A 23,462-nucleotide genomic window follows, 5' to 3' on the forward strand; every position below is an offset into this window, starting at 1 on the left:
TACAAGGTTATACCATCCAAACATGCATTAATGATAAAAGTTTACTGCTGTCGATGGGCTTTGCTATATAATCTGATGCCCCCGCGGCAATACATTTTTCTCTGTCCCCCGCCATAGCTTTTGCAGTTAGTGCAATTACCGGCAGATTTTGATAACGGGGATTCGCTCTGATGTGGCGCATGGCTTCGTAGCCATCCATTTCCGGCATCATGATATCCATTAGTACTAACCGAATATCTGGATTTTCTTCCAATCTTTCAAGTGCTTCTTTTCCATCGGCAGCTGTCACCACATCCATACCATGTCCTGACAACAATGCACTCAGGGAAAATACGTTTCGCATATCATCATCAGCCAGTAGCACTTTCTGTCCATCCAGGTTCCTTTCTGTTTTAGGTGCTCTGTCTGAAAGCGTTTGAGAATCAGACTCAGTCAGTTTGTACAGGAAGAGTTCAAGTTCATCCATCAACCGGTCTCCGGAGAAGGTGGAGTTGCGAACGATTGCAGCAGCATTCTTCTTCAGCGCCAGCTCATCGCCTTCCGAAATGTCGTGATCAAGATAGACGATCACCGGCAGGTCTCTGGCAGCACTGATCTGCTTAAGTTGGTTCAGTCTTGCTATGCTTTCTGAAATATCTGTACCGGCATCGAGTACAATCCCGTCGTATTGATGGGATTGTAGTTCCAGGGCAGCTTCACCCAGTGTTTTCACCAGGTTGTACTGCGTTTGTAACTGCCTTTCGTCACTCAGTGATTGCAGGAAAGGGTAATGGAGTAATACCCCGTCTGAGATGACTAGAACCTTTTTCAGTCTGGCTTCCAGCTGGGAGCTGATACCATTGAATACACTCTCCAGGTCGGTCACCTGCAGTGGCTTCTGCGTATATCCCTCTACTTTATCACGTACCTGCAGGGAGATCTCTCCTGCCGATACTACGTGCACGAGTATATGTTTCAGCTCTTCATTGTTCTTCAGGATCTTGAGGATGCTGTTGCCATCTATCAATGGCAGGTTCATATCTAATATAATAGCCGCTGGCAGGAACTTGCGGGCGAAGAACAGGCCATCATTGCCATTCAGGGCCACAATGGTTTTGAACCCTTTCTGCCGCGCGAAGTCACGGAGGATGGAGGCAAAGTTGGCATCGTCTTCTACGATGAGAATGAGTTTATCCTGTTTGCCCAATATATTACGATCGTCATCTACCAATTGTTCTTCAGCTGGGGCTACTTCTTTCACCACTACAGGTGCTTCCTTTACAATAACAGGTGCAGGTGATACTTTCGGAACCGCATTGGTGCCGGTCTGCATCACAATCGTAAAGGTGCTGCCATGGCCTTCAGTGCTGAATAACCGGATCTCTCCACCCAGGCGTTTCATCAGTTCTTTGCTTATGCTCAATCCCAGGCCGGTACCACCATATTTACGGCTGGTAGAGCCATCGGCCTGACGGAAGGCTTCGAATATCAATTGTTGTTTATCAGCCGGAATACCTGTTCCGGTATCAGACACCGCGATGTGCAGGCCATCGGAATGCATGGTCCAGGCCAGTTCAATTGTGCCGTCTTTCGGCGTAAATTTAAAGGCATTGGAAAGCAGGTTTTTTATCACCTGTTCCAGGCGCTGGCCATCCGTCTGTATCATGGCTGGTACATCAGGATCTATATTGGTGATGAAGTTGATATGCTTTTCATCGGCTACGACATGGAAGAGTTGTTCCAGGTCACTGGTAATACTCCTGACAGCTACGGGTTCGATGTTCATCTCTACCTTTCCTGCTTCAATTTTGGAGAGATCCAGGATATCATTAATGAGTTTGAGCAGGTCAGAGCCGGATTTATGAATGATACCGGCGTATTCCATCTGCTTCGGACTCAGGTTCTGTTCCTTATTTTCTTCCAGCAGGCGGGCCAGGATCAGCACACTATTCAAAGGCGTACGCAGTTCGTGCGACATATTTGCCAGGAATTCCGATTTATAGGTACTGCTTTGCTCCAGTTCTTCTGCTTTTTTAGACAGTTCCTGTCTTGCCATTTCAAGGGCTTTGTTCTGCACGCTTATTTCATCGTTTACCTGGCGCAGTTCTTCTTCCTGAACTCTTAGTTCTTCTTCGGAAGCCTGCAGGATTTCAGACTGGCGGGTCAGTTCTTCGTTGGATTGACGTAATTCTTCCTGCTGGGATTCGAGTATTTCCTTCTGGTCCTGTACCCTGGTGAGTAGTTCCAGTACTTTCTTGCGGGAGGTAGCCGCGTTGACTGCTACGGCTGTGGCGTGAGCGGTATTGCGTAACAGTTCCATGACCCTTTCAGAAAGCGGGGTAAATGAAACGAGTTCTATCAACCCTACCAGGTCATTATCATGCCACAGGGGCACGCATACAACAATACCAGGGGTATTATTGCCTGTGGCCGATTCAAGTCGCCAATAGCTGGCCGGAATATCTTTGATAACTGTCAGTTCTTTGTGGGTTGCAGCTTCGCCGATGATGCCTTCATTCAATGCAAAGGATTTTTTAACAGTGGCAGGCAGTCCTTTGCCTGCACAAAGTTTCAGCAGTTTATTATCCACCTCATAACAATAAAAAGCGCCACCGGGAAGGTCAAGGTAATTGACCAGGGCCTGTAGATTTTTGTCGGCGAGGGTGTCAATAACGGCATCCCCCTGCAAACTTTCATTGATCAGGCTCATACCGGTGAGCAGCCAGTTGTTGGCATTTGCATTTTGATTGAGTGTTTCAGTTTCGGCTAATTTTACCTGCAATTCTTTTTGGGCTTTGAGGCGGATGTTAAATTCCCGGAAGGAGATGGTCATGAGTATGATAGCTACAAGCAGGATAAAGGCTGTATTAAGAATGAGGGCTGTTAAGGCAACCTCAACCTTTTCCATATTTGCCCCGTTTCTGTTGGCAAGCAGCAGTCGCTCTTCGACAATCATATCCTGGATATCATTATGAATTTTCTCCAGCATAGTCCGCTCTTCTTTTGTGATTTCCATGGCATGGGAAAACACAAAACTGGTATCGTGCCTCACTCCCAGCCCTTCCCAATAATTTAGGATTCCTATCAATTCTTTTTCTATGGCAATCGTTCTTTTGAGCTGGCTGGCATTGTCCATCACCATTTTACGGAGGTCGTAAAAGGCTGGCAATATTTTTGGATGTATATCGAAGTAAGGATCAAGGTATTTGACTTCATGAGTACTCCTGTAGGCGGTTCCAGCAGATTCGATTTCGTAAATATATTTGTTGATACGTTGTGCAGTCGTAATGACTTCATAGGATTGTTCGACCCATTCCGCCTGTGAGCGTTGTTTCTTGAAAGTAATGTAGGTAAAGACACCACCTACTATTACCAATAATATGGCTATAGAGAAGCCTAGATACAGACGTGTTCTTAAGGAGTTCTTCATAGTCAACAAATATAATACAGATTCGATATAGTAAGGGCACTATAAGGGCATCAAAAGGTCACTTCAATATCCTTTGGATAATGAGATGCCCTATTGGAGACCTTATAATGATGAGTTTGTGATACGGCTTACGTATATAAATCTCATTAATATGGCTATAATTCCTTCGTTGGTAGTAATTTGCAGCCATATTCGAGTGCATAAAATCGTAAACAAAACATTTACCGCCCCGAATAATTTGCAATTATTTATAATGTAAAAAAATTAACGAATCGTTTGCAAAAAGGTGAAAACCTTTAGGGGTGATTTCGAGTATATATGGGTAAGCCATTAGTAGACCATGCAAAATCGCCTACCCTTCAACAAAATTGTGAACAATTTTTTTTCATACACTAAAAACATAGGGTTGTACATCCCGTACCGCCATTCTTCAAAAATAAAAGCCAATATATGAGTAGTAAAATTCTGCTTATTGAAGATGATGAAGTGATGCCGAAGATTGTAGAAAGGATTCTTCACAAAGAAGAATACAAGATTGAACATGTGACCAATGGCAAGGAAGCCTTCCAGAGACTGGAAGATACTAACTACGCATTTGATCTTATTATTACCGATATTATGATGCCATATGCCAATGGTTTCGAAATACTCAGTAAAGTAAAAAACCGCAAAGAGGGTAAACCAATTCCCGTGATTATTGTTTCTAATGCAGGGAACGAAGATATTATCCTCGAAGGCTTCAAACTCGGAGCTGACGATTTTCTGAAAAAGCCGGTGATACCCGGAGAGTTATTGATCAGGGTAAAAAGGCTTCTGATGCAATACAGCCGGTAATTACCGGTGGATATTCTATGTGACCGATGACCAATTGACCAATCCTTATGGAATTTAGCTTTTACGACTTCAGATATGCTCCCCTGAGTATACAGATTGCATCCACTTTTATTGTTGTTGCCATCGTATGTACGTTATTCGCATACCTCTCTATACTGATCGGCAGGTACAAAGCCTACCGCCAGTCAGAAAGGTTGAAACATCTGCACCCGATCATCGATGACCAGCTCATGGAGCACATCCTCCTGAATGAAGAGCTGGCCAGCGACGTGCCTGCCGACCATGTACAACTTCCTCTTGAAAGCTTTCAACATCCCATATTTGAAAAGAAATGGGCCCGTCAGGCGCTCATTGACCGTCTCATACATTATCGAAATAATGTAAGAGGGGCGATGGGGGAACAATTGCGTAACCTATACATCCAGCTGGACCTGGACAAGGATTCCCTGAAGAAAATGAAATCTCCTAAATGGGAAAGAAAGGTGCAGGCCCTGGCAGAGCTGAGCAACATGAACATGTCTATTGCTGACGTAAGTATCCTTCCGCTTACGAACAGTAATAACCGTGAGCTTCGCGCCGCTGCACGTCATGCGTATATCAAGCTGAGTAAAAACGAACCGTTCAAGTTCTTTGATGTGGTAACAGAGCCACTGCTGCTCTGGGACCAGGTAGAGCTCTTTAAGATCATCTCTACAACTGAGCACATCGCTATCCCCAATTTTGCACAATGGATCACTTATTCTTCCAATAAATCGATTGTATCTTTCTGTCTCAAGCTAGTGGTGCACTATAATCAGTTAAGTGCCGTGCCTGCTGTAATCAAACTGCTGGATACCAAAGATCACTATTTACGCGCTGATGCTATTAATTGCCTGGGTAAGATGAAGATAGAAGATGTGGAAGAGAAACTGGTACATATGTATAACAGCCAACCCCTCAATTGCCGGCTGGAAATCCTGAAGGCGTTAGGTAGGATCAGTAGTGGAAAGTATGTAGATTTTCTGCGTCAGGAATTCCTGCACTCCACCGATTTCGAAGTTCGTAAACATGCTGCCAAATCCCTCATTAATAATAAATGGGCCGCCAAAGGACTGATACAGGAACTGATTGATACTGCTACATCAGAAAACAAGCTGATCCTGAAACATAGCATGAACCCGTTAATAAAATTCTAGTTGTGAATGGATAATATATGGGAAACTCTCGGGCGAATATATGAGAATAGTGTTTTCATTTATGGTTCAATACTGCTGGTAACATACGCCTTGCTGGCAATCTTCTCTATGATATCCGTACGTGCATATGCCAAGAGGGACAATGCGGATCAGCTGAATACATTGCTCAGCTCTCCATTAGCCCCCGGCATTACCGTGCTGGCGCCTGCCTTCAATGAAGGTCTTACAATTATATTTAATGTACGCTCACTGCTCACCCTGGAATATCCTCGATATGAGATTATTATTGTCAATGATGGTAGTACGGATGACAGTCTGCAACAAATGATCAATGAGTTTGAGCTGGTGGAAGTTGACTTCGCCTACAATGCAAAGATCCAGACCAGGCCGGTACGAAAGATCTTTAAATCGTCGAACCCTGCCTATGCCAAACTGATGGTGATAGACAAAGTGAATGGTAAAAGTAAGGCCGATGCTGTAAATGCAGGTATCAATGCTGCTTCTTATGCTCACTTTGTATGTACAGACGTGGATTGTATTCTGGATAAAAATACCCTGCTGGAACTGATCAAACCGGTGATGCAGGAAGAGAAAAAACGTGTAATCGCAACAGGTGCTACCCTCCGTATTGCGAACTCATGTGAGTTCGATCAGGGTGTAATGACCCGTATGCGGCCTCCACGACAGATCCTCCCCCGCTTCCAGGAAGTGGAATATATTCGTGCATTCGTGTTGGGTAAAATGGGTTGGACCCTGCTCAACTGCGTTCCGAATGTATCAGGTGGTCTCGGCCTTTTTGATAAGGAAATCGCGATACGCAGCGGTGGCTATGACCATAGTTCCTTCGGGGAAGACATGGAGCTGATGACACGTATGTGCCGCTATGCACATGATAATAAGATTGACTACGCTATCCGCTATATACCAAAGACCCTCTGCTGGACAGAAGCTCCTGTGACCGTCAAGATCTTTAACCGCCAGCGTACCCGCTGGGCCAGAGGTCTTGCACAGCTGATGTATGCCCACTTTGGAATGTTCTTTAATCCAAAGTATGGCAGAATGGGGATGATCATTTTCCCGTACAACTTCTTCTTTGAGCTGCTGGCGCCGATCATTGAGTTCACAGGTATCATCTACTATATTGTAATGACCATCTTCGGCCTCATCAACTGGCCTACGGCACTGATACTACTAATATTTGTATATACATATTCGGTAATGATCACAACCATCGCTATCCTCTGGGATCAGCTATCGTTTAAATATTACCGGACGTGGAAGGAAGTGGCTTTTCTGTGTACCACACCATTTATGGAATTCTTCCTTTATCATCCGCTGATCGTGATTTTTGCCCTGCGTGGATATTGGTATTTCCTGACAGGGAAGAAAAGTACCTGGGGCAACATGCAGCGACGCGGATTTCAGCAAACACCTAAACCAGCTGCTACAGCAGCTACAGCTAAATAAATACGCCTGTGGAACTGATAAGAAATTTTTACGAAGGCTTTGTGTTCATTTATGGTTGTACAATGCTGTTCATGTATGCGTTGCTGGCATTCCTTTCCCTGAGAGGCATACGGAAATTCCAGCGTAAGAATAGCTATGTAGATTACACCAAGATGCTGCAGTCTCCGCTGGCACCTGGTATTTCGATTATAGCCCCGGCCTTCAATGAGGCAGTGACTATTATTCAGAACGTACGCTCGCTGCTTACATTGAACTATCCCACCTTTGAGGTGATCATCGTGAACGATGGCAGTACGGATGATACGCTTCAGAAACTGATCGATGAGTTTGAACTGGTAAAAATAGATTTTGCTTACAATGCGCGCATCAACTGTAAACCGGTAAAACGCCTTTTTAAATCGACCAACACTGCTTATGACAAGCTTGTAGTCATCGACAAGATAAATGGTAAGAGTAAAGCAGATGCGTCCAATGCGGGTATCAATGCCGCTGCTTACAACTACTTCCTCTGTACGGACGTGGACTGTATCATTGAAAAGGATACCCTGATGCGCATGATCAAGCCTTTCATGGATGAAGAGCTCCATAAGATCAAAGAAATTGGTGAGCCTTGTCCCGAGTGTGGTTTTGTACATGTGAAAGAAGACAGTATCCGTGTAATTGCAACAGGCGCCACCCTCCGTATTGCCAATAGCTGTGAAATTGACGAAGGGGTGATCACCCGTGTACGTCCGCCGGAAAAGTGGCTGCCACGTTTCCAGGAAATGGAGTACCTGCGTGCTTATGTACTTGGTAAAATGGGATGGAGTGTGATCAACTGTGTGCCGAACGTATCTGGTGGTCTGGGTTTGTTCGACAAGGAAATCGCGATCAAAGCCGGTGGTTACGACAGTAAATCATTTGCGGAAGATATGGATATCGTTACACGTATGTGTACGTACATGATGGACAATAAGCTGAAGTATGCCATCCGTTACATTCCAACAACACAGTGCTGGACAGAGGGTCCTCCAAATATGAAAGTATTCAGCCGTCAGCGTACCCGCTGGGGTCGCGGTCTGGCAGAGATCATCACGATACACAGAAAGGTCATCTTCAATCCCCGTTACAAACAGCTGGGGATGGTCGTATTGCCTTACAACCTGTTCTTCGAATTCCTTGCTCCCATCATCGAATTTACAGGGATCATTTATTACATCTACCTCATTATTACCAACCAGATCAACTGGCAATATGCATTGATACTACTGGCGTTCGTGTACTTCTACTCTGTGATGATCACGACACTGGCTATATTATGGGACCATAAGACCTATCAATACTACCGTACCTGGAGAGAGGTATTGGGGCTGGCACTCATGGCTTTTATAGAACCTTTTGTATACCATCCGCTCATCGTATTCTTTGCCCTGCGAGGTTATTTCAACTTCCTTACAGGTAAGAAACACACATGGGGAAATATGCAGCGTCAGGGATTTGGTAAGAAAAAACCTGCAAACACGTAAGATGATGTCTCTTTTTAAACATATATTATCAGGTACCCTGATATGCCTGTCCTTACAGGCAGAAGCGCAGTTATTTAAGAAAGGTCCGGATGCGGACGACCTCTATAATGAGGCGGTGAAAGAAACAAAAGCGCAACATTATGCAAAAGCGATAGAACTGTCTAAAGCCGCGCTGGCCAAAAGACCTGAGTTCACTGATCAGGAATTGCTGCTGGGCAGGTTGTATATGCTCACTGGTCAGACAGAACAAGCACGTAAGCATGTAAAAGCAGTACTGACCAAAGATCCGTTGTACAGAGATGCCTACCTGTATGCGATCAATATTGAGTTAGGCGCAAAGAAATATGATGAAGCAGAGTGCTATGTAGATGAAGGATTGTACCACTTTCCTGCAGACAGAGACCTGATGCTGAAAAAGCTGGGTATACTGGATGCCGGTGAAAACTTCTTCCAGGGCGGCATCTATGCGACGTCATTATTAGAAAAATATTCTTCCGATACTGTAGTGACCCGTGCTTATACCGGCCACTATATGCAGGCAGGCCACTTTTACCAGGTAAGAGGTAACCAGCCACTGGCACAGCAGAATTATGAAAGAGCACTGCTGGTAGATCCGAATAACAGGGAAGCAAAAGAGGCAATCACCAGTATGTATATCCGTAGTGGCAGCTATACCAGCGCCATGGAACGAATCAATGCAGAACTGGCAACGAATCCGGGTTCTTATGACCTGATGATGCGTAAACTGGGGTTGTTGCAGGATACACATGACTATGCCGGGGCACTGGCATACTTACAGATCATACTGAAAAGATTCCCGAACGATGGTAAAGCACGTAGTATAGATGCACCATTACGTATGGAAGCTGCTGCGTGGTATGCCAATACAGATCCTTACTTATTGTATGAAGGTGTGTTGGAAAAAAATCCCGGCAACCGTGAAGCACTGGATAAAGTAATTGGGTTAAGCATATCTCGTGGTGCATATCGCGAGGCGCTGGCATGGATAAACCGTGGGTTGAAAAATAGCCCGAATGATCAGCGCCTGCTGGCACTGAAAATGGATGTACTGGAAAGCGACCGGAAATTCACTGAAGCCGCTGCACTGGCAGAAAAACTGCGTCAGAGCAACCCGGGGAATGCGGATCTGAAAAGCAGGTATACGGCCCTGAAAATAGCCAGTGGCCGGGATTATCTGGCACAGCAGCAATACGACCTGGCATTGTCTGAATTCACCAAAGCGTTGCAGGTAGATCCTAAAGATACCGCTGCACTGGACATGACTGCAAATACATACATCATTCAGAAGGATAACGTACGTGCGTTGCAGGTATTAGATAAAGCACTGGAAACATATCCGGATAATACCCGTTTCCTGATAAAAAAAAGCAGTGTACTGGCGGATATGGGACAATATGATGAAGCAGCAGCAATTGCATCCCAACTGCTGGAACGCAATCCGGGAGAAGAACGCTATCAGGCGAACCTCGTAGATTTACGACTTACAGCTGGTCGTATCCTGATGCAATCAGAAGAATATGAAATGGCAGCAGGACAATTCAGGGTAGTACTGGCAGAACAGCCGAACAACCTGGATGCAATCAACTACCTCATCAATATGGAAACTGCGGTAGGACAACCGGACAGCGCATTGCTGTATGCTGATCAGGGATTGAAATATTATCCTGATAATAATGATCTTTTACTGAAGAAAGCAGGTGTATTGACCAGTTTACACAGGTATAATGAATCGAATGACATCGCCTATCGGCTGATGCAGCGTTATCCATTTACCGTGAAATACCGGAATGCCTATACGGAAGGTTTACTGGCACTCGGTACATCCTACCAGCGGAACAGTCAGCCCGATAGCGCACTGGCAGTATTCAAACAGGTACTGGCGGTGAACAGACGTGATTCATTGGGTTTATTGTATAGTATTAACCTGCTGAATGGTAAACAACAATATGATAGTGCACTGGTATATGCTAATGAGGGAATCAGGTACTATCCTAATAATGATGCTTTTGTACAAAAGCGTGCTGTGACCCTGGAGAATAAAAAGGAATGGGTGGCGGCAGCCGCAGCTGCGGATTCTGTGGTATTGTTGAAGAATAATCCTGTGAATGTGGACTATGCAGACTACCTGAAGAGTAAGACACTGAAGAACCAGTTTGGCATGTATTACCTGCATACCAATTATGATTATTCTGATACGAAATACAACATTGCAACACTGGAATACCGTCACTATATACCACGCGGCTCCTGGGCAGCCAGGTTGAACTATGCAGGTCGTACACAGGGTACGGGGCTGATGGGTGAAGCAGAGATCTATTATAACCATACGCCTAAAATGTATTCTTATGGCCTGGTGAACTACTCCAATGGGATTGTGTTTCCACAGCTCAGACTGGGGTACTCCCTGTTCAAAACCTTCAGGCATAATATAGAAGGGGAATTAGGTCTGCGCTATTTAAAGGGAGATAGTATTAACAGTATATCAGGTGTCGCTTCTGTGGCTAAAACATGGAAGGATTTCTGGGTAAACTTCAGGGCGTACTTTATTAGTGATTCGCCTGACTTCTATACATCCTTTAACCTAACGAGCAGGTATTATATGAACCGCAACCAGGATTATCTCATGTTTGTGGCAGGGTTGGGTACATCGCCGGATGATAAGAGCCGGTTAGTGCAGTTCCCTAAACTGGCCGGGTTATTGACCCGGAGTGTAGGCGCCGGTTATATGAAGACATTCAAATACCGGACTACAGTTGGGGTGAATGCCACCTGGATCAATCAGAAGATTACTGATACAGACTTCCAGAACCAATATGATCTTTATATAACTTTACAGCGTAAGTTTTAAATATTCTGACTCCCTCCCTGATATGGAGGGAGTTTTTTTCAGTCTAATTTTAAATTTTCATGTTCAGAATGATGCACTCATTGTTATTAGTACTGACCCTTTTTTCATGTCAGTCTACGGTTTCCCGGATAGATCTGAAGAAGCATGTGATAGTGTTACCAGTAGAAGCGACGAAGAATGAAACGCATGCAGGGTCCGTATTGCAGGATTATGTGAAGCGGATATCGGGGGTGACATTAGCTATTATAAAAGAGAATAGTTACCAGAAGAATCAGGCGGCAATCTTTGTGGGGAACACGGAGCATGGGCTTTCTTTTGGTAAATTAAAAGGAGAAGGTTTTATCATTGCGTCTGATGCGAAGGATGTATATATCAAAGGTGGTACAGGAAAAGGTGTGGTGTATGGGGTGTATACATTGATAGAGAAATACTTTGGCGCACGGAAATATGCGGAGGGGCCGGCTGATATGCCGGCATCAAAAGAAGTTAGCGTGCCACAGCAGTTGATGGATAAGGAGGAACCTACGCTGGTGTATAGGGAGACGTATTATCCTGCTGCATTTGACAATGAATACCTGGAATGGCATAAGCTACATAGATTTGAGGATCTATGGGGGGTATGGGGGCATTCATTCTTTAAGATTGTGCCACCAAAGACTTATTTTTCTGCACATCCGGAATATTATGCATTGGTAGATGGGAAGAGACAGGCTACACAGTTGTGTTTGAGTAATGAGGGGGTGTTTAAGGTAACGGTGGATTATTTACGGCATGCGATTGCTGATAACCCGGATGCTTTGTATTGGTCGATTGCGGCAGAAGATGGAGGGGGATTTTGTACCTGCAATCAGTGTAGTCAGGTGAATAAGGAAGAAGGGAGTACGGCTGGTTCATTGATCCGGTTTATTAACAGCGTAGCTGCTCAATTTCCGGATCAACATTTTACAACACTGGCGTATACCTATACCGCAAAGGCACCCATAAAGACGAAGCCCGCTGCTAATGTGTATATTATGCTAAGTAGCATTGATGCTTACAGGCAGGAGCCATTGAGCACGATTCCTTCGGCAGCGGATTTCAGGAAGAACCTGGAAAACTGGGGGGCATTGACAGATAATCTTTTTGTGTGGGATTATACAACGCAGTTTACGAATTACCTGGCGCCATTTCCTGATTACAATAACTTACAACCGAATTTACAATACATGACTGCGCATAAGGTGCGTGGGGTGTTCTCACAGGGAAGTGGGGATACGTATGGGGATATGGGGGCTTATAATGCTTATTTGCAGGCGCAATTACTGTGGGATCCTTCGGTGGATGCAGCGGCGGTTACGAAAGATTTTTTTAATGGATATTATGGTAAAGCGGGTGCGGCTATGCTGGAATATGTGCATGCGTTAAGTGAGACGAAGGCGCAGTTGGATATTTATGGTAATCCTGTGGCGAGTGCAAGGAACTATTTATCGCCGGAGGCTATTGATAAATATTCTATCATTTTGGATAAAGCAGAGGCAGCGGTAGAAGATCCATATTTGAAGAGAGTATATAATGCAAGATTAGGGCTGGAATATTGTGTGCTGCAGCAGTCACGTTTCTTTGGAACGGATAAATATGGGTATTTACAGGCTTCCGGAAATGGGTATGTGGTGAATCCACGCTGGCCTGAGCGGGTGAAGAAATTTGTGGCGCAGTGTAAGGTGGCAGGTGTAAAAGAGCTATCAGAGGGAGGTGCTTCGCCGGATGCCTATCAACAGGAATGGGATACAATTTTTTCGAAGAAGTGGGTAAATAGTCTGGCGTTTGGTGGGAAAGTGACATTGGTGAATCCGCCATCGGATGAATATCCGGCAAAGAGAGAAAGGACGCTGACGGATGGGTTATTGGGGACGAAAGATTTTAGTATTAACTGGTTGTTCATTTATGGAAAAGACCTGGTGGCGACGATAGATTTAGGGGGTGAGAAGACGGTGAATACAGTGCAGATGAATTTCCTGAATGATCCAAGACATTATATATTTAATCCTGCTACAATTACGGTGGAGACATCTGTGGATGGTGTGCATTTTACACCCGCGGGTACGCAGAAGAGTGCTTTTCCTGCAGAAGAGGATTATACAACCAGTATTAATACGTTTAAGTTTGGATTAGCCGCAGTGCATGCGAAGTATGTGAGAGTGACGGGGCAGTGCCAGGCTGGGGTGCCGGGGTGGCGGGGAGCGCCGGCTACGAAGAAGGCTTCGTTATGTTGTGATGAAGTTTATGTATTCTAAAAAGAGAAGTTTATGTATTCTACATATTACAAAGGGTCGGTGCAGTGCACCGACCCTTTGTAATTCTGATTGGCTATATTTTGAAATGTACGTAGTAATTACTTTCTAATTGCTCAATCACTGCTTCCGCCGTTTCTACAGCCGCGGCTGCATTCCGGCCTGTAATAATATTTTCATCCGTCACGACCTTTTCTCCTTTATAAAATACGGCGCCTATTTCCTTCAATCTTGTTTCCAAAGGGAAAGGTACTTCTCCTTTTTCTTCATCATTTGAAATTGCCGTAATATTCTTCCCTGCGAGTAAACTCATTCCACTCTTATCTTTTGAACAACACAACCCTGCCACTCCATGTGCTACAGCCGCAATAGGCTTATGCGCCTTGTTGAAATCCTGCAATAAAGCATTCAGTTCCTTATTATCTACCAGGTCCCACATCGCTCCTCTCCCACCTGCAATAAAGATGGAATCAAAATCCTCGGCACTGGCTTCAGACAACCTGAGCGAGTTTGCCAGCCAATAGACGACATCCTGATCAGCCAATAACTGTTGGTGTTGCTCTGCAGTTGGATCTAAGGTAACCCTGCCGCCTTTGGGTGAAGCGACCTGAACTTCTGCGCCAGCTTCGATAAATGCATAGTAAGGGGCTGCCAGCGTATCAAGCCATAGACCTGTGTTACCTGGCTGATGGTGGGTTGTGGTTACTAACAATATCTTCATAAGCATTTGTTTTTGAAGCAAATACTGCTGCAATAATAATGCCCCGGAGGGATACTCCGGGGCATTGGATTGTTAAAGAACTGCAATTATTTTAAAGCTACTTATTTAAGGTTGCTTAGTTTAAGATTACATATTATGAAGTTGCCTTGTTTTAGGTAGCTTTTTATAAGGCGGCTTATTTTTAAGACGACTTGTTTTAAGATTACTTACTACAAGGCTGCTTATTTTTAAGGTTTCCCTATTTTAAGGTGACAACTACGACAGACGTAGCAGGCAGTTCTACGACAAGGTCATTCCCTTGTTTCTTCGCACCATTGAAAGTTGCAATCTTCACCTTGTCTGGCTTTTCGAAGGTATTGATGTCGGTATATTTACCAGAGGTCAATACTTGACCAGTTGCGGTCTTCCACTGTACATCCTGCAGATTTGCTTTTACAGTGATCTTTTTGGATGGATCCAGGTTCACGAAAGAGATATGCACTGCCCCGGTAGAATCTTTGGATGCTGAGGCATTTACCGCAGGGATGCTTTCGTTACCATTTGTATATAATGGGCTATTCAGCTGAATAGGCAGGTAAGCGGCATCCATGTGTACCTGGAACAGGTCAAATACATAGTAAGTAGGCGTCAGCAGCATTTTTTCCTTGTCGGTCAGGATCAGGGCCTGTAATACGTTTACAGTCTGCGCCAGGTTGGCTAATCTTACACGGTCGCTATGGTTGTTGAAGATATTGAGCGTAGAGGCAGCGATCAGGGCGTCTCTGAGACTATTTTGCTGATAGAGGAAACCGGGGTTTGTGCCTGGTTCCACATCTGTCCAGATACCCCATTCGTCAACAGCCAGTGCTACTTTCTTTTTAGGATCATATTTATCCATGACAGCGGAATGTTTGGTCACGAGTGTGTCCATGAGCAGGCATTTCCGCATTGTGGTAAAGTACTCTTTTTCGTCGAAGTTGGTAGCAGAACCTTTGTGGCCCCAGTCGCCTGGCAGGGTGTAATAGTGTAAGGACAGACCCCACATCATGTGCAGCGGAATATCTCTCATACAAACCTCCGTCCAGTGGTAGTCAAAGTCGCTGGCGCCGCTGGCCATTCTTTTCAGTTTTGCACCCGGATAGTCGCGGGCATAGGTAGCATAACGACGGAACTGGCCTGCATAGAATTCGGGGGTCATGTTACCACCGCAACCCCAGCTTTCGTTACCTACACCCCAGAAACCGACTTTCCAGGGGCCAGGATGACCGTTTTCAGCACGGAGCTTGCTCATTGGGCTTACACCGTCGAAGTTGAAGTACTCTACCCATTTAGACATTTCTTCAACAGTACCGCTACCTACATTCGCAGAGATGTAAGGCTCCGTGTGCAGCAGTTCGCAGAGGTCCATGAATTCGTGGGTACCGAAGGAGTTGTCTTCAGTGACACCGCCCCAGTTGGTATTTACCATTTTAGGACGATCGGATCTTTTACCGATACCGTCACGCCAGTGGTATTCATCCGCAAAGCAGCCACCGGGCCAGCGAAGGTTCGGAATGTGGATCTTTTTGAGTGCATCAACGACATCGAGGCGGATGCGGTCTTTTTTAGGTACGTTCAGTGAAGAGTCAACCCAGAAACCATCATAAATACAATGGCCGAGGTGCTCAGAAAAGTGACCATAGATGTGACGGCTGATCTGGTGATCGGATTTACCAGATACCGTGAGACTTGCTGTGGTTTGTGCCTTTGTAACCTGCATGATCACCAAAAGCAACAGGAAAGTGAGATTCTTTTTCATATACAATTTTCATTAGCGTAATTGCGAAGACGTGGAACGATGGCTAAGATAGAAAAATTAAATGTCAATTGTACAACAATTTTTCACCTTTATATATAAGTATTAATATTCCGTTTAATATAAATGTCCGGTTTGGGCTTGCGTTACATTTGCAGGTATGGAAAAGATCATTTCAAACACACTTACATTGGACGCTACCCCCGAAAAGGTATGGTCCCTTCTCACGGAACCCGGTTATGTAAAACAATACATGTACAATAGTGATCTGGTGACTAACTGGCAGGTGGGTCAGCCTGTGATATTTAAAGGTGATAACCAGGTATTTGTAAAAGGGGTTGCGGTGGAGAACAAACCGTATTCTCTTTTGTCCTATACTGTATTCGACCCCAATGCTAATTATACGGATGAGCCCTGGAATTACCTGACGGTGACATACAAACTGGAGCCGGTGGGAAATCAAACCCAGCTGACCATTACACAGGGAGATTATACAAAGGTACAGGATGGTGAAAAGAGATATGAGGATTCTGCTAAAGCGGGGGGATGGAGCAGTATATTAGAAAAAATCAGGGAGCTGGTGTAAGGCTCAATTTTGAGGAATATCTTACTTTCATGAAAAGTTCCGTCATGAAGGGTGATATTCCTTTTCATTTACCAGATCGTCCTGCGAATGTATTGCAGGCAGCAGCGCTAAAAGAGGATACCATTATTCTTCCATCAGCGGCAGTCAATTCAACGATTACGCAGTGGTTGTTTGACGGTATTTATGTGCGGCATAGTATTCATCAGTTTTCCGATTACCTGTCATTTTCTAAAAAAAATGAAACGGATACAATCAGTCTATCATTTAACATGAAGGGACATACGCTGATCAGGCAGGAAGGGACTTGTTATGATGTGCAGGACCAGCAGCATAATATCATTTATGCGAATGGGTACATGAATACGTTTGAAAATAAATCGCTGGATGCGGAGAATCTGAGTATTGAATTTAGCAGGGAGGCATTTTTGCAATTGACGGAAGGGAGTAATGATACGATGAAGCGATTTGCAGACCGATTACTGGCCGGAGGACCGGTGGTGATGGGTGTACAGTCATTGCCTACAAATGCGGCGATACAGCGGGTCATACAGGATATTATACAATGTAGTTACACGGGGCATCTGAAGAAGTTGTTTTTGTTATCTAAAAGTATTGAGTTGCTGGTTTTGCAGGCGGATGCATGGCACCAGGCTTTTCAGTTTCGGGAGCGGCAGCAGTATAAGAGGGATGATGTGGAGCGGATACATTATGCGCGGGAGTACCTGATTAATAATATGGAAACGCCGCCGAGTTTGTCGGAGTTGTCGAGGATAGTGGGGATCAATGAGTTTAAGTTGAAGAAGAAGTTTAAGGAGGAATTTAATACGACGGTATTTGGGTATTTGGCCGATTATCGTTTAGGCATGGCCAGGAGTTTTTTAGAGGCAGGAAATAAGGCAGTGGGAGATATTGCATATGAGCTGGGATACTCGTCACCACAGCATTTCAGCGCTGCATTCAGGAAGAAGTTTGGGGTGGCGCCGAGTGAGTTAAAGAAATAATTTTTAAAAATATTTGGAGGATTAAAAACAATTCGTACATTTGCAATCCCAATCGCAGCCACATTGCTGCGAAAACGGAAAAAAGCTCTTAAAAATACAAGCGGAAGTAGCTCATTTGGTAGAGCACGACCTTGCCAAGGTCGGGGTGGCCGGTTCGAGCCCGGTCTTCCGCTCAGAGATTAAAAGCCTGATAAGATATCTTATCAGGCTTTTTTGTTTTTAATGCATTCTAAGCTATTAACCGGGCGCAGGGCAGGCTGCTCATAAAAAAACCGCATTTGCCGTAGGCGAATGCGGTTTTTCTTTAAATAAAAAGAGCCTTCCGGTAGGTGACCGAAAGGCTCTCTTAATATGATAGAATCCTTATTTGTACTTAGGATTATAAAGCGTGTTTTCTGGAACATTTACCTCAGGCTTACCAGGATAACGGTGTTTGTACAGTTGGTAGCAACCTCCCAGAACAAAAGACAACAAGCAGAAAATGCTTACATAAAATAAAAATCTGGAAGACGACACCCAGTTATTGGTAAAGTCATTCTTGTTTTCAACAGTATTATTTTCCATATCTAATTATTTCGCATTGCAAACTTACATCATGTCAAATGAAAATCAAAGTAATTTTTTACAATTCCTTTACTCTTTTTCCAAAGTTCTGAAAGTCTTTCTGTTCAGGAAATAATACCTCCAGATCATGATCCCATGAAACACCCCTGTCATACCCAGCAGCTTCCGCTGTGGCAGGGGATGCTTCTCACCTGTATACTTCCTTCGCCAGCGGAGATAATCCACATAAGCGCTGTAAATGGCCGTCATATCTTTGGGCTTTCCTGCTACCAGGCTCTTCACCGCTGCCAGCACATCCAGGAAAAACCGCTGGAAGAGCACGATCCATCTATCATGGGGATGCAGGTTCTTCCACAACATCATCAGGTTATTCCTGAAATTCAGGTACACCTTCCTGGGATTTCCCTGTGGCAGGCTGCCTCCACCTACGTGATATACAATAGATCCAGGACAATAACAGATCCGGTACCCGGCCCGTTTCAGTCTCCAGCATAAATCTACCTCTTCCATATGTGCAAAGAAGTCCGCATCAAACCCTCCAACCTCATGATAACAGGAAGACCGGATAAACAATGCAGCACCCGTAGCCCAGAAAATATCCTGTTCGTCGTCGTACTGCCCTTCGTCCGTTTCGGTCGTATACAGGATACGTCCACGGCAAAAAGTATATCCCAAAATGTCCATCCATCCGCCCGCAGCACCTGCATACTCAAACTCCGGCTTATTATAATAAGCCCTCAGCTTCGGCTGACATGCCGCAATATGATGGTCCCTTCTCATTAATGCGACCACAGGTTCGATCCAACCCGGCTCCACTTCCACATCCTGGTTCAGCAATACATAAATATCAGCATGCACATGTTGCAGGGCTTCGTTATATCCCCCGGCAAATCCATTATTAGTACTATTCTGAATAATTTTTACTTCCGGGAAATGCTCGCGTACAAATTTCACGCTATCATCCGTGGAAGCATTGTCTGCTACGTATAACTGCAAGTTCTCATAAGTTGACCTGCATACGGAAGGCAGAAAATTTTCCAGAAACTTACGTCCGTTCCAATTCAGGATGACAACTGCTACCGATGGTATTCCAGACAAAAGATACTGTATTATACGTGAGTAATATATTTGGCGTTGCAAATATGCGAAAAATACGTTAGTGTATAAGGGGTATTCCTTAAATTCGATCCTCATATGTTCAAACAGTTCATAGGCTGGAAATTCCTGCTGGTTACCGCAGCCGTACTCATCATCGTGGGTACGATCTGGTATGTAAGCAGCCTGGCACGCAAGATCGAAGATGAAGAAACCCGTAAGGTGGCTACATGGGTGGCGGCTAACAGGGAGTTATTACAGGCTCCTGATGAGGCGAACCTCAACCTGGCTGCCGAAATCATTACCAACAATACGACTATTCCTGTAATCATTACTGACCGGGAAGGTCATATCATTGATTCCCGTAATCTGGACACGGTTCGTATTGCGCATGATCCCCAATATATTGAAGATGAACTGACTACCTTCAGGAAGCAACACCGTCCATTTATTATGGAGATCGATACCCGGAACAATCTCTATAACTACATTTATTATGGTGATTCCCTGATTCTCAAACAGGTTCGCTACTATCCATATATACAACTGATGGTGGTGGCGCTCTTTGTGAGTATCATGCTGATCGCCCTCTCCTCTTCTAACCGCGCCGTTCAGAACCTTGTATGGGTAGGGATGGCTAAAGAGACGGCACACCAGCTGGGTACTCCCCTCTCTTCTATAGAAGCATGGATAGAATTGCTCAAGGAAACGGAGGGGAATGAACTGATGGCGACAGAACTGACGAAAGATGTGAACCGCCTGAAACTGATCACGGAGCGATTTTCCAAGATCGGTAGTGTGCCACAGCTGGAAGAGCGGGATGTGATTCACCAGGTGAGTAATATGATGCAGTACATTAAAAAGAGGGCGCCGCAAAAGGTGGTGTTTAACATGCATACACAGGAAAATGAGATGCCGGCGATGATTTCTCCGTCGTTGTTTGACTGGGTGATAGAGAATTTGTTGAAGAATGCGCTGGATGCGATGGAGGGTAAAGGAAGTATTGATATATTTATTGAGAGTCACCCGGCGCATATTATTATTGATATTACGGATACCGGGAAGGGGATTCCAAAGGCTAATTTTGAAAAGGTGTTTAAGCCGGGATTTAGTACAAAGAAGCGTGGCTGGGGTTTAGGGTTGTCATTGGCTAAGCGGATAATAGATGAGTATCATAAGGGGAGGTTGACCGTGAAATGGTCGGAAATTGGGAAGGGAACGACATTCAGGATATGGTTGAGGAAATAAAAAATGGCGGGGTCTGCAGAAAAAGTTCCAATTAAATTTGTTGGTTTTAAAAAAGAATTTAAATTTGCACTCCTTCAAAGCTGCGGAGGTGGCGAAATTGGTAGACGCGCTACTTTGAGGTGGTAGTGCCTGAAAGGGCTTGGGAGTTCGAATCTCCTCTTCCGCACAAAAGGCGAAAAATTACTTTAACAGTGATTTTTCGCCTTTTTTTATTGGGGAAATTATTGGCGTTTAGGTAGTTATAAAGGGGTGATTTTTTAATAAGTATTCGATAACGGAAATGAGTAAATGAATGTGATTGTTAGAAGGTGAATATGGCTATTATGCCTGAATCGAAATAAAGCCATCAAATCTTTGGATCAATAATCAGGCACTTTGCCCAAAAACTGAAGCCATATATGATTCTGATAAAGAGCGTTATAGAAGCCCCAAAGTGACTAAATTACTTAGATCAGGTGGCACACATTTATCACGGCAAATAGTTGCCCGAATCATGAAATCAAGAGAATTTCGCAGTGTGATTGCAGGAAAATTTAAGGTATAAGACGAAATTGATTGTACTGTTATTGATTCTGAGCGTTGTCCTTTCATTCTTCTTCACGACAGAAGTCATTTTTTCACTCCTGTACCACTGTCAATTGCAACCGGGTTTATTAATATTAATAGCAATTTTAAAATAAGAAAATTCCCTTGTTATTTTTTCTAAACGAAGCAGGCAATGGAATAAAGTGTTCTCCATTGCCTGTCGTAGAAAATTTTTACATGCTATTTTTCAGGTTTACTAATTCAACCTGGTACCGATGCCTCCTTCCTTTGCTTTTGCAAGAAAATGGCCTGCCACCGCAATATCAAACACAGCCATTCCCATCGGGTTAAACATGACGGTAGCTGATTCTGCCAGTCTTTGGGCACCATCTGCAGATAGCAGTCCTACTATATTATAAGCTTCTTCTTTTTGCAATCCGTAATGCAGATGCATCATTTCAATATCCGTATTTTCACGACAAACCTCTTCCCAATCATCAACAATAATCATATCAGCATATTGTTTCCACGAAGCCTCATAATCCCTCAGGGAAACATTCAGGTGCAGGGAACCTTTTTTAGGTATGTGATTGATATACGGCTTGTCTGACACAGTGCAGGTTATAAAGATATCGGCATCATCAAATGCTTCCTGCCATGAATTGCAGACTGTAATCTTATCTGTGTATGCCGGCGCAATTACTTCCTTGTCAAATGGTCTTATATCATATACATACAATGCTTCGATATTTTCTTTCAGCATACTGAATATCATATCTGCATGTAACTGCCCAATAGGCCCCAGGCCAGTCATACCCACCTTCAGTCCAGGCCGCAGATTTTTCTCCAACCACAGTTGCAATACCAACCCTGATACGCCAGCTGTTCTGATACCACTCAATAGAGGTGTATTGATAATACTTACTGGCTGACCAGTATCCGCATCATTCAATATGGTGACTGAATGGGCACGTTTGATGCCCTTATCAACATTTTCAGGGAAGCTGGCTATCCATTTAATACCTGCCAGTTCTGTATCACCGCCGACAAATCCGGGCATAGCAATAATCCGGTTCCGTTTGTTGCGATACCGCAGGTAAGGTTTAATGGGCTGGGCAAAATCTTCCTGCGCCATTGCGTAACAGGTTTTCCTGATCACCGTTGCGATTGCAGCCCAATCTATACCCACAGTTCTGATATCGGCTTCATTTAAATATAGCATAATTCAGTAGTTGACTAATAAAGATGTTTCAAAATTGATTTTATCATTCATGCCGAGCGAATAACCCGGTCTGCAAAGCAGAAAATGATGATGTATTAAATAACGGCTGTAAAATTTATAATTCCTGAGTGTACGGAGTATGTCGAGACATCTTAATTCGTAGTCGCCAAATTGCTCTTTGAAATCCAGGATCTCTACATCACCAATAAGATCCCAGAATGCCTTCTTTTCCCCTCCAATGGTGAGCACATTCATCATACAGCGTCTGTCCATCGCATCCGGTGTATAGCGCTTTATCTTTCCCCAAACCGGCTCGTCTTCTTTGGTGATATCCCACTTCAACCAGTTGCGATGCAGGAATAGTATATCTTCTGCAGTATCATGCTGTACCATGGTAAGTCCGTATACCAACCCCTTCCTGCTACCTTCAAATCCCAGTGTACCTACACACCTGGATATCATATTATAAGGTGTTCCAAGCGCTATCCATGCAAACTTGAATGTATCTTTATCTCCCAGCAGGAATTCATAATAATGTTCCCGCTTTTGATTAAAATACATACAGAGATTCAACTCTCTCCAGCATTTTTCTTTATTGATTAATATTTGTCCACTCTCCATCTCTGTTGACTGATAATCGGTTGAGCCGATTATCTGCCATATCGGATTGATCTGTTCAGTGATCCAGAAGTCAGGCCAGAAAATAGTTCCATACGCCTGATACAAAATATCATGAAACAAATAAGCCGGGTCTTTTACACAATTGTTATCTGCATCCAGAAACAGCACTTCTTTAAAGCTGCTATGCATAATGGCAAAGGGTTTTAATGACAAGCCCTTTATATCTGAACTGATATAATCCAGAGAATTTTTACATTCCACCCCTAATTGTGAAAAAGCGGAAATCGTTTCAGGATTTAATTCTGCGCCTGTATACCAGATTTCCACCGGCAACGTACACCCGGTCATTCTCAGCATACTGACATTTACCCATGCACAGGTCATGTAGGTAATCCCACCCGCACATATCACAATACCTTTCCCTTCAAAGTGGCCAGGGTACGGAGGAATTGTTTCTATATGCTCCTGCCAACCTTTCCTCAGTAACGCAATGGTATGTTCATCAGACCGGTAACTGTTTTGTCTGACAAGGTTTTCAGTGAATACATTCATAATAAGGCGGTTAATATTTTTTTG

15 protein-coding genes and 2 tRNA genes are annotated in these 23,462 nt (G+C 44.1%); 11 read left to right on the forward strand and 6 right to left on the reverse strand.

Annotated elements, in window-relative coordinates:
• Window positions 1-7 precede the first annotated feature (7 nt).
• Window positions 8-3,409, reverse strand: coding sequence for a response regulator (locus SIO70_RS28485; RefSeq protein ID WP_320576609.1), 3,402 nt, complete (start codon window positions 3,407-3,409; stop codon window positions 8-10).
• A 450-nt stretch (window positions 3,410-3,859) separates the two neighbouring features.
• Here SIO70_RS28485 and SIO70_RS28490 point away from each other — a divergent pair, with 450 nt between their 5' ends.
• Genes SIO70_RS28490 through SIO70_RS28515 form a run of 6 tightly spaced genes read left to right on the forward strand, consistent with a single transcriptional unit; the run spans window position 3,860 to window position 13,532 of the window.
• Window positions 3,860-4,243 (forward strand): response regulator transcription factor, encoded by a 384-nt coding sequence (locus tag SIO70_RS28490; RefSeq protein ID WP_320576611.1) that lies wholly within the window; start codon window positions 3,860-3,862, stop codon window positions 4,241-4,243.
• A gap of 47 nt (window positions 4,244-4,290) precedes the next feature.
• Window positions 4,291-5,418: a HEAT repeat domain-containing protein gene (locus SIO70_RS28495; RefSeq protein ID WP_320576613.1), complete on the forward strand. Its 1,128-nt coding sequence runs from the start codon at window positions 4,291-4,293 to the stop codon at window positions 5,416-5,418.
• A 6-nt stretch (window positions 5,419-5,424) separates the two neighbouring features.
• A complete protein-coding gene (locus SIO70_RS28500) occupies window positions 5,425-6,885 on the forward strand; it encodes a glycosyltransferase (protein ID WP_320576615.1) in 1,461 nt (486 codons plus the stop codon).
• Window positions 6,886-6,893: 8 nt separating this feature from the next.
• Complete coding sequence (locus tag SIO70_RS28505; RefSeq protein WP_320576617.1) at window positions 6,894-8,390, forward strand: glycosyltransferase; 1,497 nt, start codon at window positions 6,894-6,896, stop codon at window positions 8,388-8,390.
• A gap of 1 nt (window position 8,391) precedes the next feature.
• The gene (locus tag SIO70_RS28510; RefSeq protein WP_320576619.1) at window positions 8,392-11,259 is read left to right on the forward strand and encodes a tetratricopeptide repeat protein; all 2,868 of its coding nucleotides are present in this window, start codon (window positions 8,392-8,394) and stop codon (window positions 11,257-11,259) included.
• A 59-nt stretch (window positions 11,260-11,318) separates the two neighbouring features.
• The gene (locus SIO70_RS28515) at window positions 11,319-13,532 is read left to right on the forward strand and encodes a DUF4838 domain-containing protein (protein WP_320576621.1); all 2,214 of its coding nucleotides are present in this window, start codon (window positions 11,319-11,321) and stop codon (window positions 13,530-13,532) included.
• 73 nt (window positions 13,533-13,605) lie between these two features.
• On the opposite strand, the gene SIO70_RS28520 is transcribed toward SIO70_RS28515, so the two are convergent.
• Both SIO70_RS28520 and SIO70_RS28525 read right to left on the reverse strand, forming a co-directional pair.
• Entirely contained in the window at window positions 13,606-14,250 is a 645-nt protein-coding gene (locus SIO70_RS28520) for a type 1 glutamine amidotransferase domain-containing protein (protein WP_320576623.1), read from the reverse strand.
• Between the two features lie 238 nt (window positions 14,251-14,488).
• Window positions 14,489-16,027: an alpha-N-arabinofuranosidase gene (locus tag SIO70_RS28525; RefSeq protein WP_320576625.1), complete on the reverse strand. Its 1,539-nt coding sequence runs from the start codon at window positions 16,025-16,027 to the stop codon at window positions 14,489-14,491.
• A 157-nt stretch (window positions 16,028-16,184) separates the two neighbouring features.
• Here SIO70_RS28525 and SIO70_RS28530 point away from each other — a divergent pair, with 157 nt between their 5' ends.
• The 3 genes from SIO70_RS28530 (at window position 16,185) to SIO70_RS28540 (ending at window position 17,784) form a co-directional block, all read left to right on the forward strand.
• The gene (locus tag SIO70_RS28530) at window positions 16,185-16,610 is read left to right on the forward strand and encodes an SRPBCC domain-containing protein (RefSeq protein ID WP_320576627.1); all 426 of its coding nucleotides are present in this window, start codon (window positions 16,185-16,187) and stop codon (window positions 16,608-16,610) included.
• Between the two features lie 29 nt (window positions 16,611-16,639).
• Window positions 16,640-17,611, forward strand: coding sequence for an AraC family transcriptional regulator (locus SIO70_RS28535; protein WP_320576628.1), 972 nt, complete (start codon window positions 16,640-16,642; stop codon window positions 17,609-17,611).
• A gap of 100 nt (window positions 17,612-17,711) precedes the next feature.
• Window positions 17,712-17,784: transfer RNA gene (locus SIO70_RS28540), tRNA-Gly, on the forward strand.
• 460 nt (window positions 17,785-18,244) lie between these two features.
• Here the strand turns inward: SIO70_RS28540 and SIO70_RS28545 are convergent.
• Window positions 18,245-19,273 carry a glycosyltransferase family 2 protein gene (locus SIO70_RS28545; protein ID WP_320576631.1) on the reverse strand — a complete coding sequence of 343 codons (1,029 nt, stop codon included), beginning with the start codon at window positions 19,271-19,273 and terminating at the stop codon, window positions 18,245-18,247.
• A 96-nt stretch (window positions 19,274-19,369) separates the two neighbouring features.
• Here SIO70_RS28545 and SIO70_RS28550 point away from each other — a divergent pair, with 96 nt between their 5' ends.
• Window positions 19,370-20,518 (forward strand): sensor histidine kinase, encoded by a 1,149-nt coding sequence (locus SIO70_RS28550; RefSeq protein WP_320576633.1) that lies wholly within the window; start codon window positions 19,370-19,372, stop codon window positions 20,516-20,518.
• Between the two features lie 82 nt (window positions 20,519-20,600).
• A tRNA-Leu gene (locus tag SIO70_RS28555) sits at window positions 20,601-20,684 on the forward strand.
• 615 nt (window positions 20,685-21,299) lie between these two features.
• On the opposite strand, the gene SIO70_RS28560 is transcribed toward SIO70_RS28555, so the two are convergent.
• Both SIO70_RS28560 and SIO70_RS28565 read right to left on the reverse strand, forming a co-directional pair.
• Entirely contained in the window at window positions 21,300-22,265 is a 966-nt protein-coding gene (locus SIO70_RS28560; RefSeq protein WP_320576635.1) for a 2,3-diaminopropionate biosynthesis protein SbnB, read from the reverse strand.
• A 3-nt stretch (window positions 22,266-22,268) separates the two neighbouring features.
• Entirely contained in the window at window positions 22,269-23,438 is a 1,170-nt protein-coding gene (locus SIO70_RS28565) for a hypothetical protein (RefSeq protein ID WP_320576636.1), read from the reverse strand.
• Window positions 23,439-23,462 lie beyond the last annotated feature (24 nt).

It is taken from the genome of Chitinophaga sancti (assembly GCF_034087045.1).
In the GTDB taxonomy this organism is placed as follows: Bacteria; Bacteroidota; Bacteroidia; order Chitinophagales; family Chitinophagaceae; genus Chitinophaga; species Chitinophaga sancti_B.

Excerpts from the sequence above, each read along its gene's own strand:
- SIO70_RS28485 (WP_320576609.1), bottom strand. The coding sequence starts at position 3,409 with ATGAAGAACTCCTTAAGAACACGTCTGTATCTAGGCTTCTCTATAGCC.
- SIO70_RS28490 (WP_320576611.1), top strand. The coding sequence starts at position 3,860 with ATGAGTAGTAAAATTCTGCTTATTGAAGATGATGAAGTGATGCCGAAG.
- SIO70_RS28495 (WP_320576613.1), top strand. The coding sequence starts at position 4,291 with ATGGAATTTAGCTTTTACGACTTCAGATATGCTCCCCTGAGTATACAG.
- SIO70_RS28500 (WP_320576615.1), top strand. The coding sequence starts at position 5,425 with ATGGATAATATATGGGAAACTCTCGGGCGAATATATGAGAATAGTGTT.
- SIO70_RS28510 (WP_320576619.1), top strand. The coding sequence starts at position 8,392 with ATGATGTCTCTTTTTAAACATATATTATCAGGTACCCTGATATGCCTG.
- SIO70_RS28515 (WP_320576621.1), top strand. The coding sequence starts at position 11,319 with ATGTTCAGAATGATGCACTCATTGTTATTAGTACTGACCCTTTTTTCA.
- SIO70_RS28520 (WP_320576623.1), bottom strand. The coding sequence starts at position 14,250 with ATGAAGATATTGTTAGTAACCACAACCCACCATCAGCCAGGTAACACA.
- SIO70_RS28525 (WP_320576625.1), bottom strand. The coding sequence starts at position 16,027 with ATGAAAAAGAATCTCACTTTCCTGTTGCTTTTGGTGATCATGCAGGTT.
- SIO70_RS28530 (WP_320576627.1), top strand. The coding sequence starts at position 16,185 with ATGGAAAAGATCATTTCAAACACACTTACATTGGACGCTACCCCCGAA.
- SIO70_RS28535 (WP_320576628.1), top strand. The coding sequence starts at position 16,640 with ATGAAAAGTTCCGTCATGAAGGGTGATATTCCTTTTCATTTACCAGAT.
- SIO70_RS28550 (WP_320576633.1), top strand. The coding sequence starts at position 19,370 with ATGTTCAAACAGTTCATAGGCTGGAAATTCCTGCTGGTTACCGCAGCC.
- SIO70_RS28560 (WP_320576635.1), bottom strand. The coding sequence starts at position 22,265 with ATGCTATATTTAAATGAAGCCGATATCAGAACTGTGGGTATAGATTGG.
- SIO70_RS28565 (WP_320576636.1), bottom strand. The coding sequence starts at position 23,438 with ATGAATGTATTCACTGAAAACCTTGTCAGACAAAACAGTTACCGGTCT.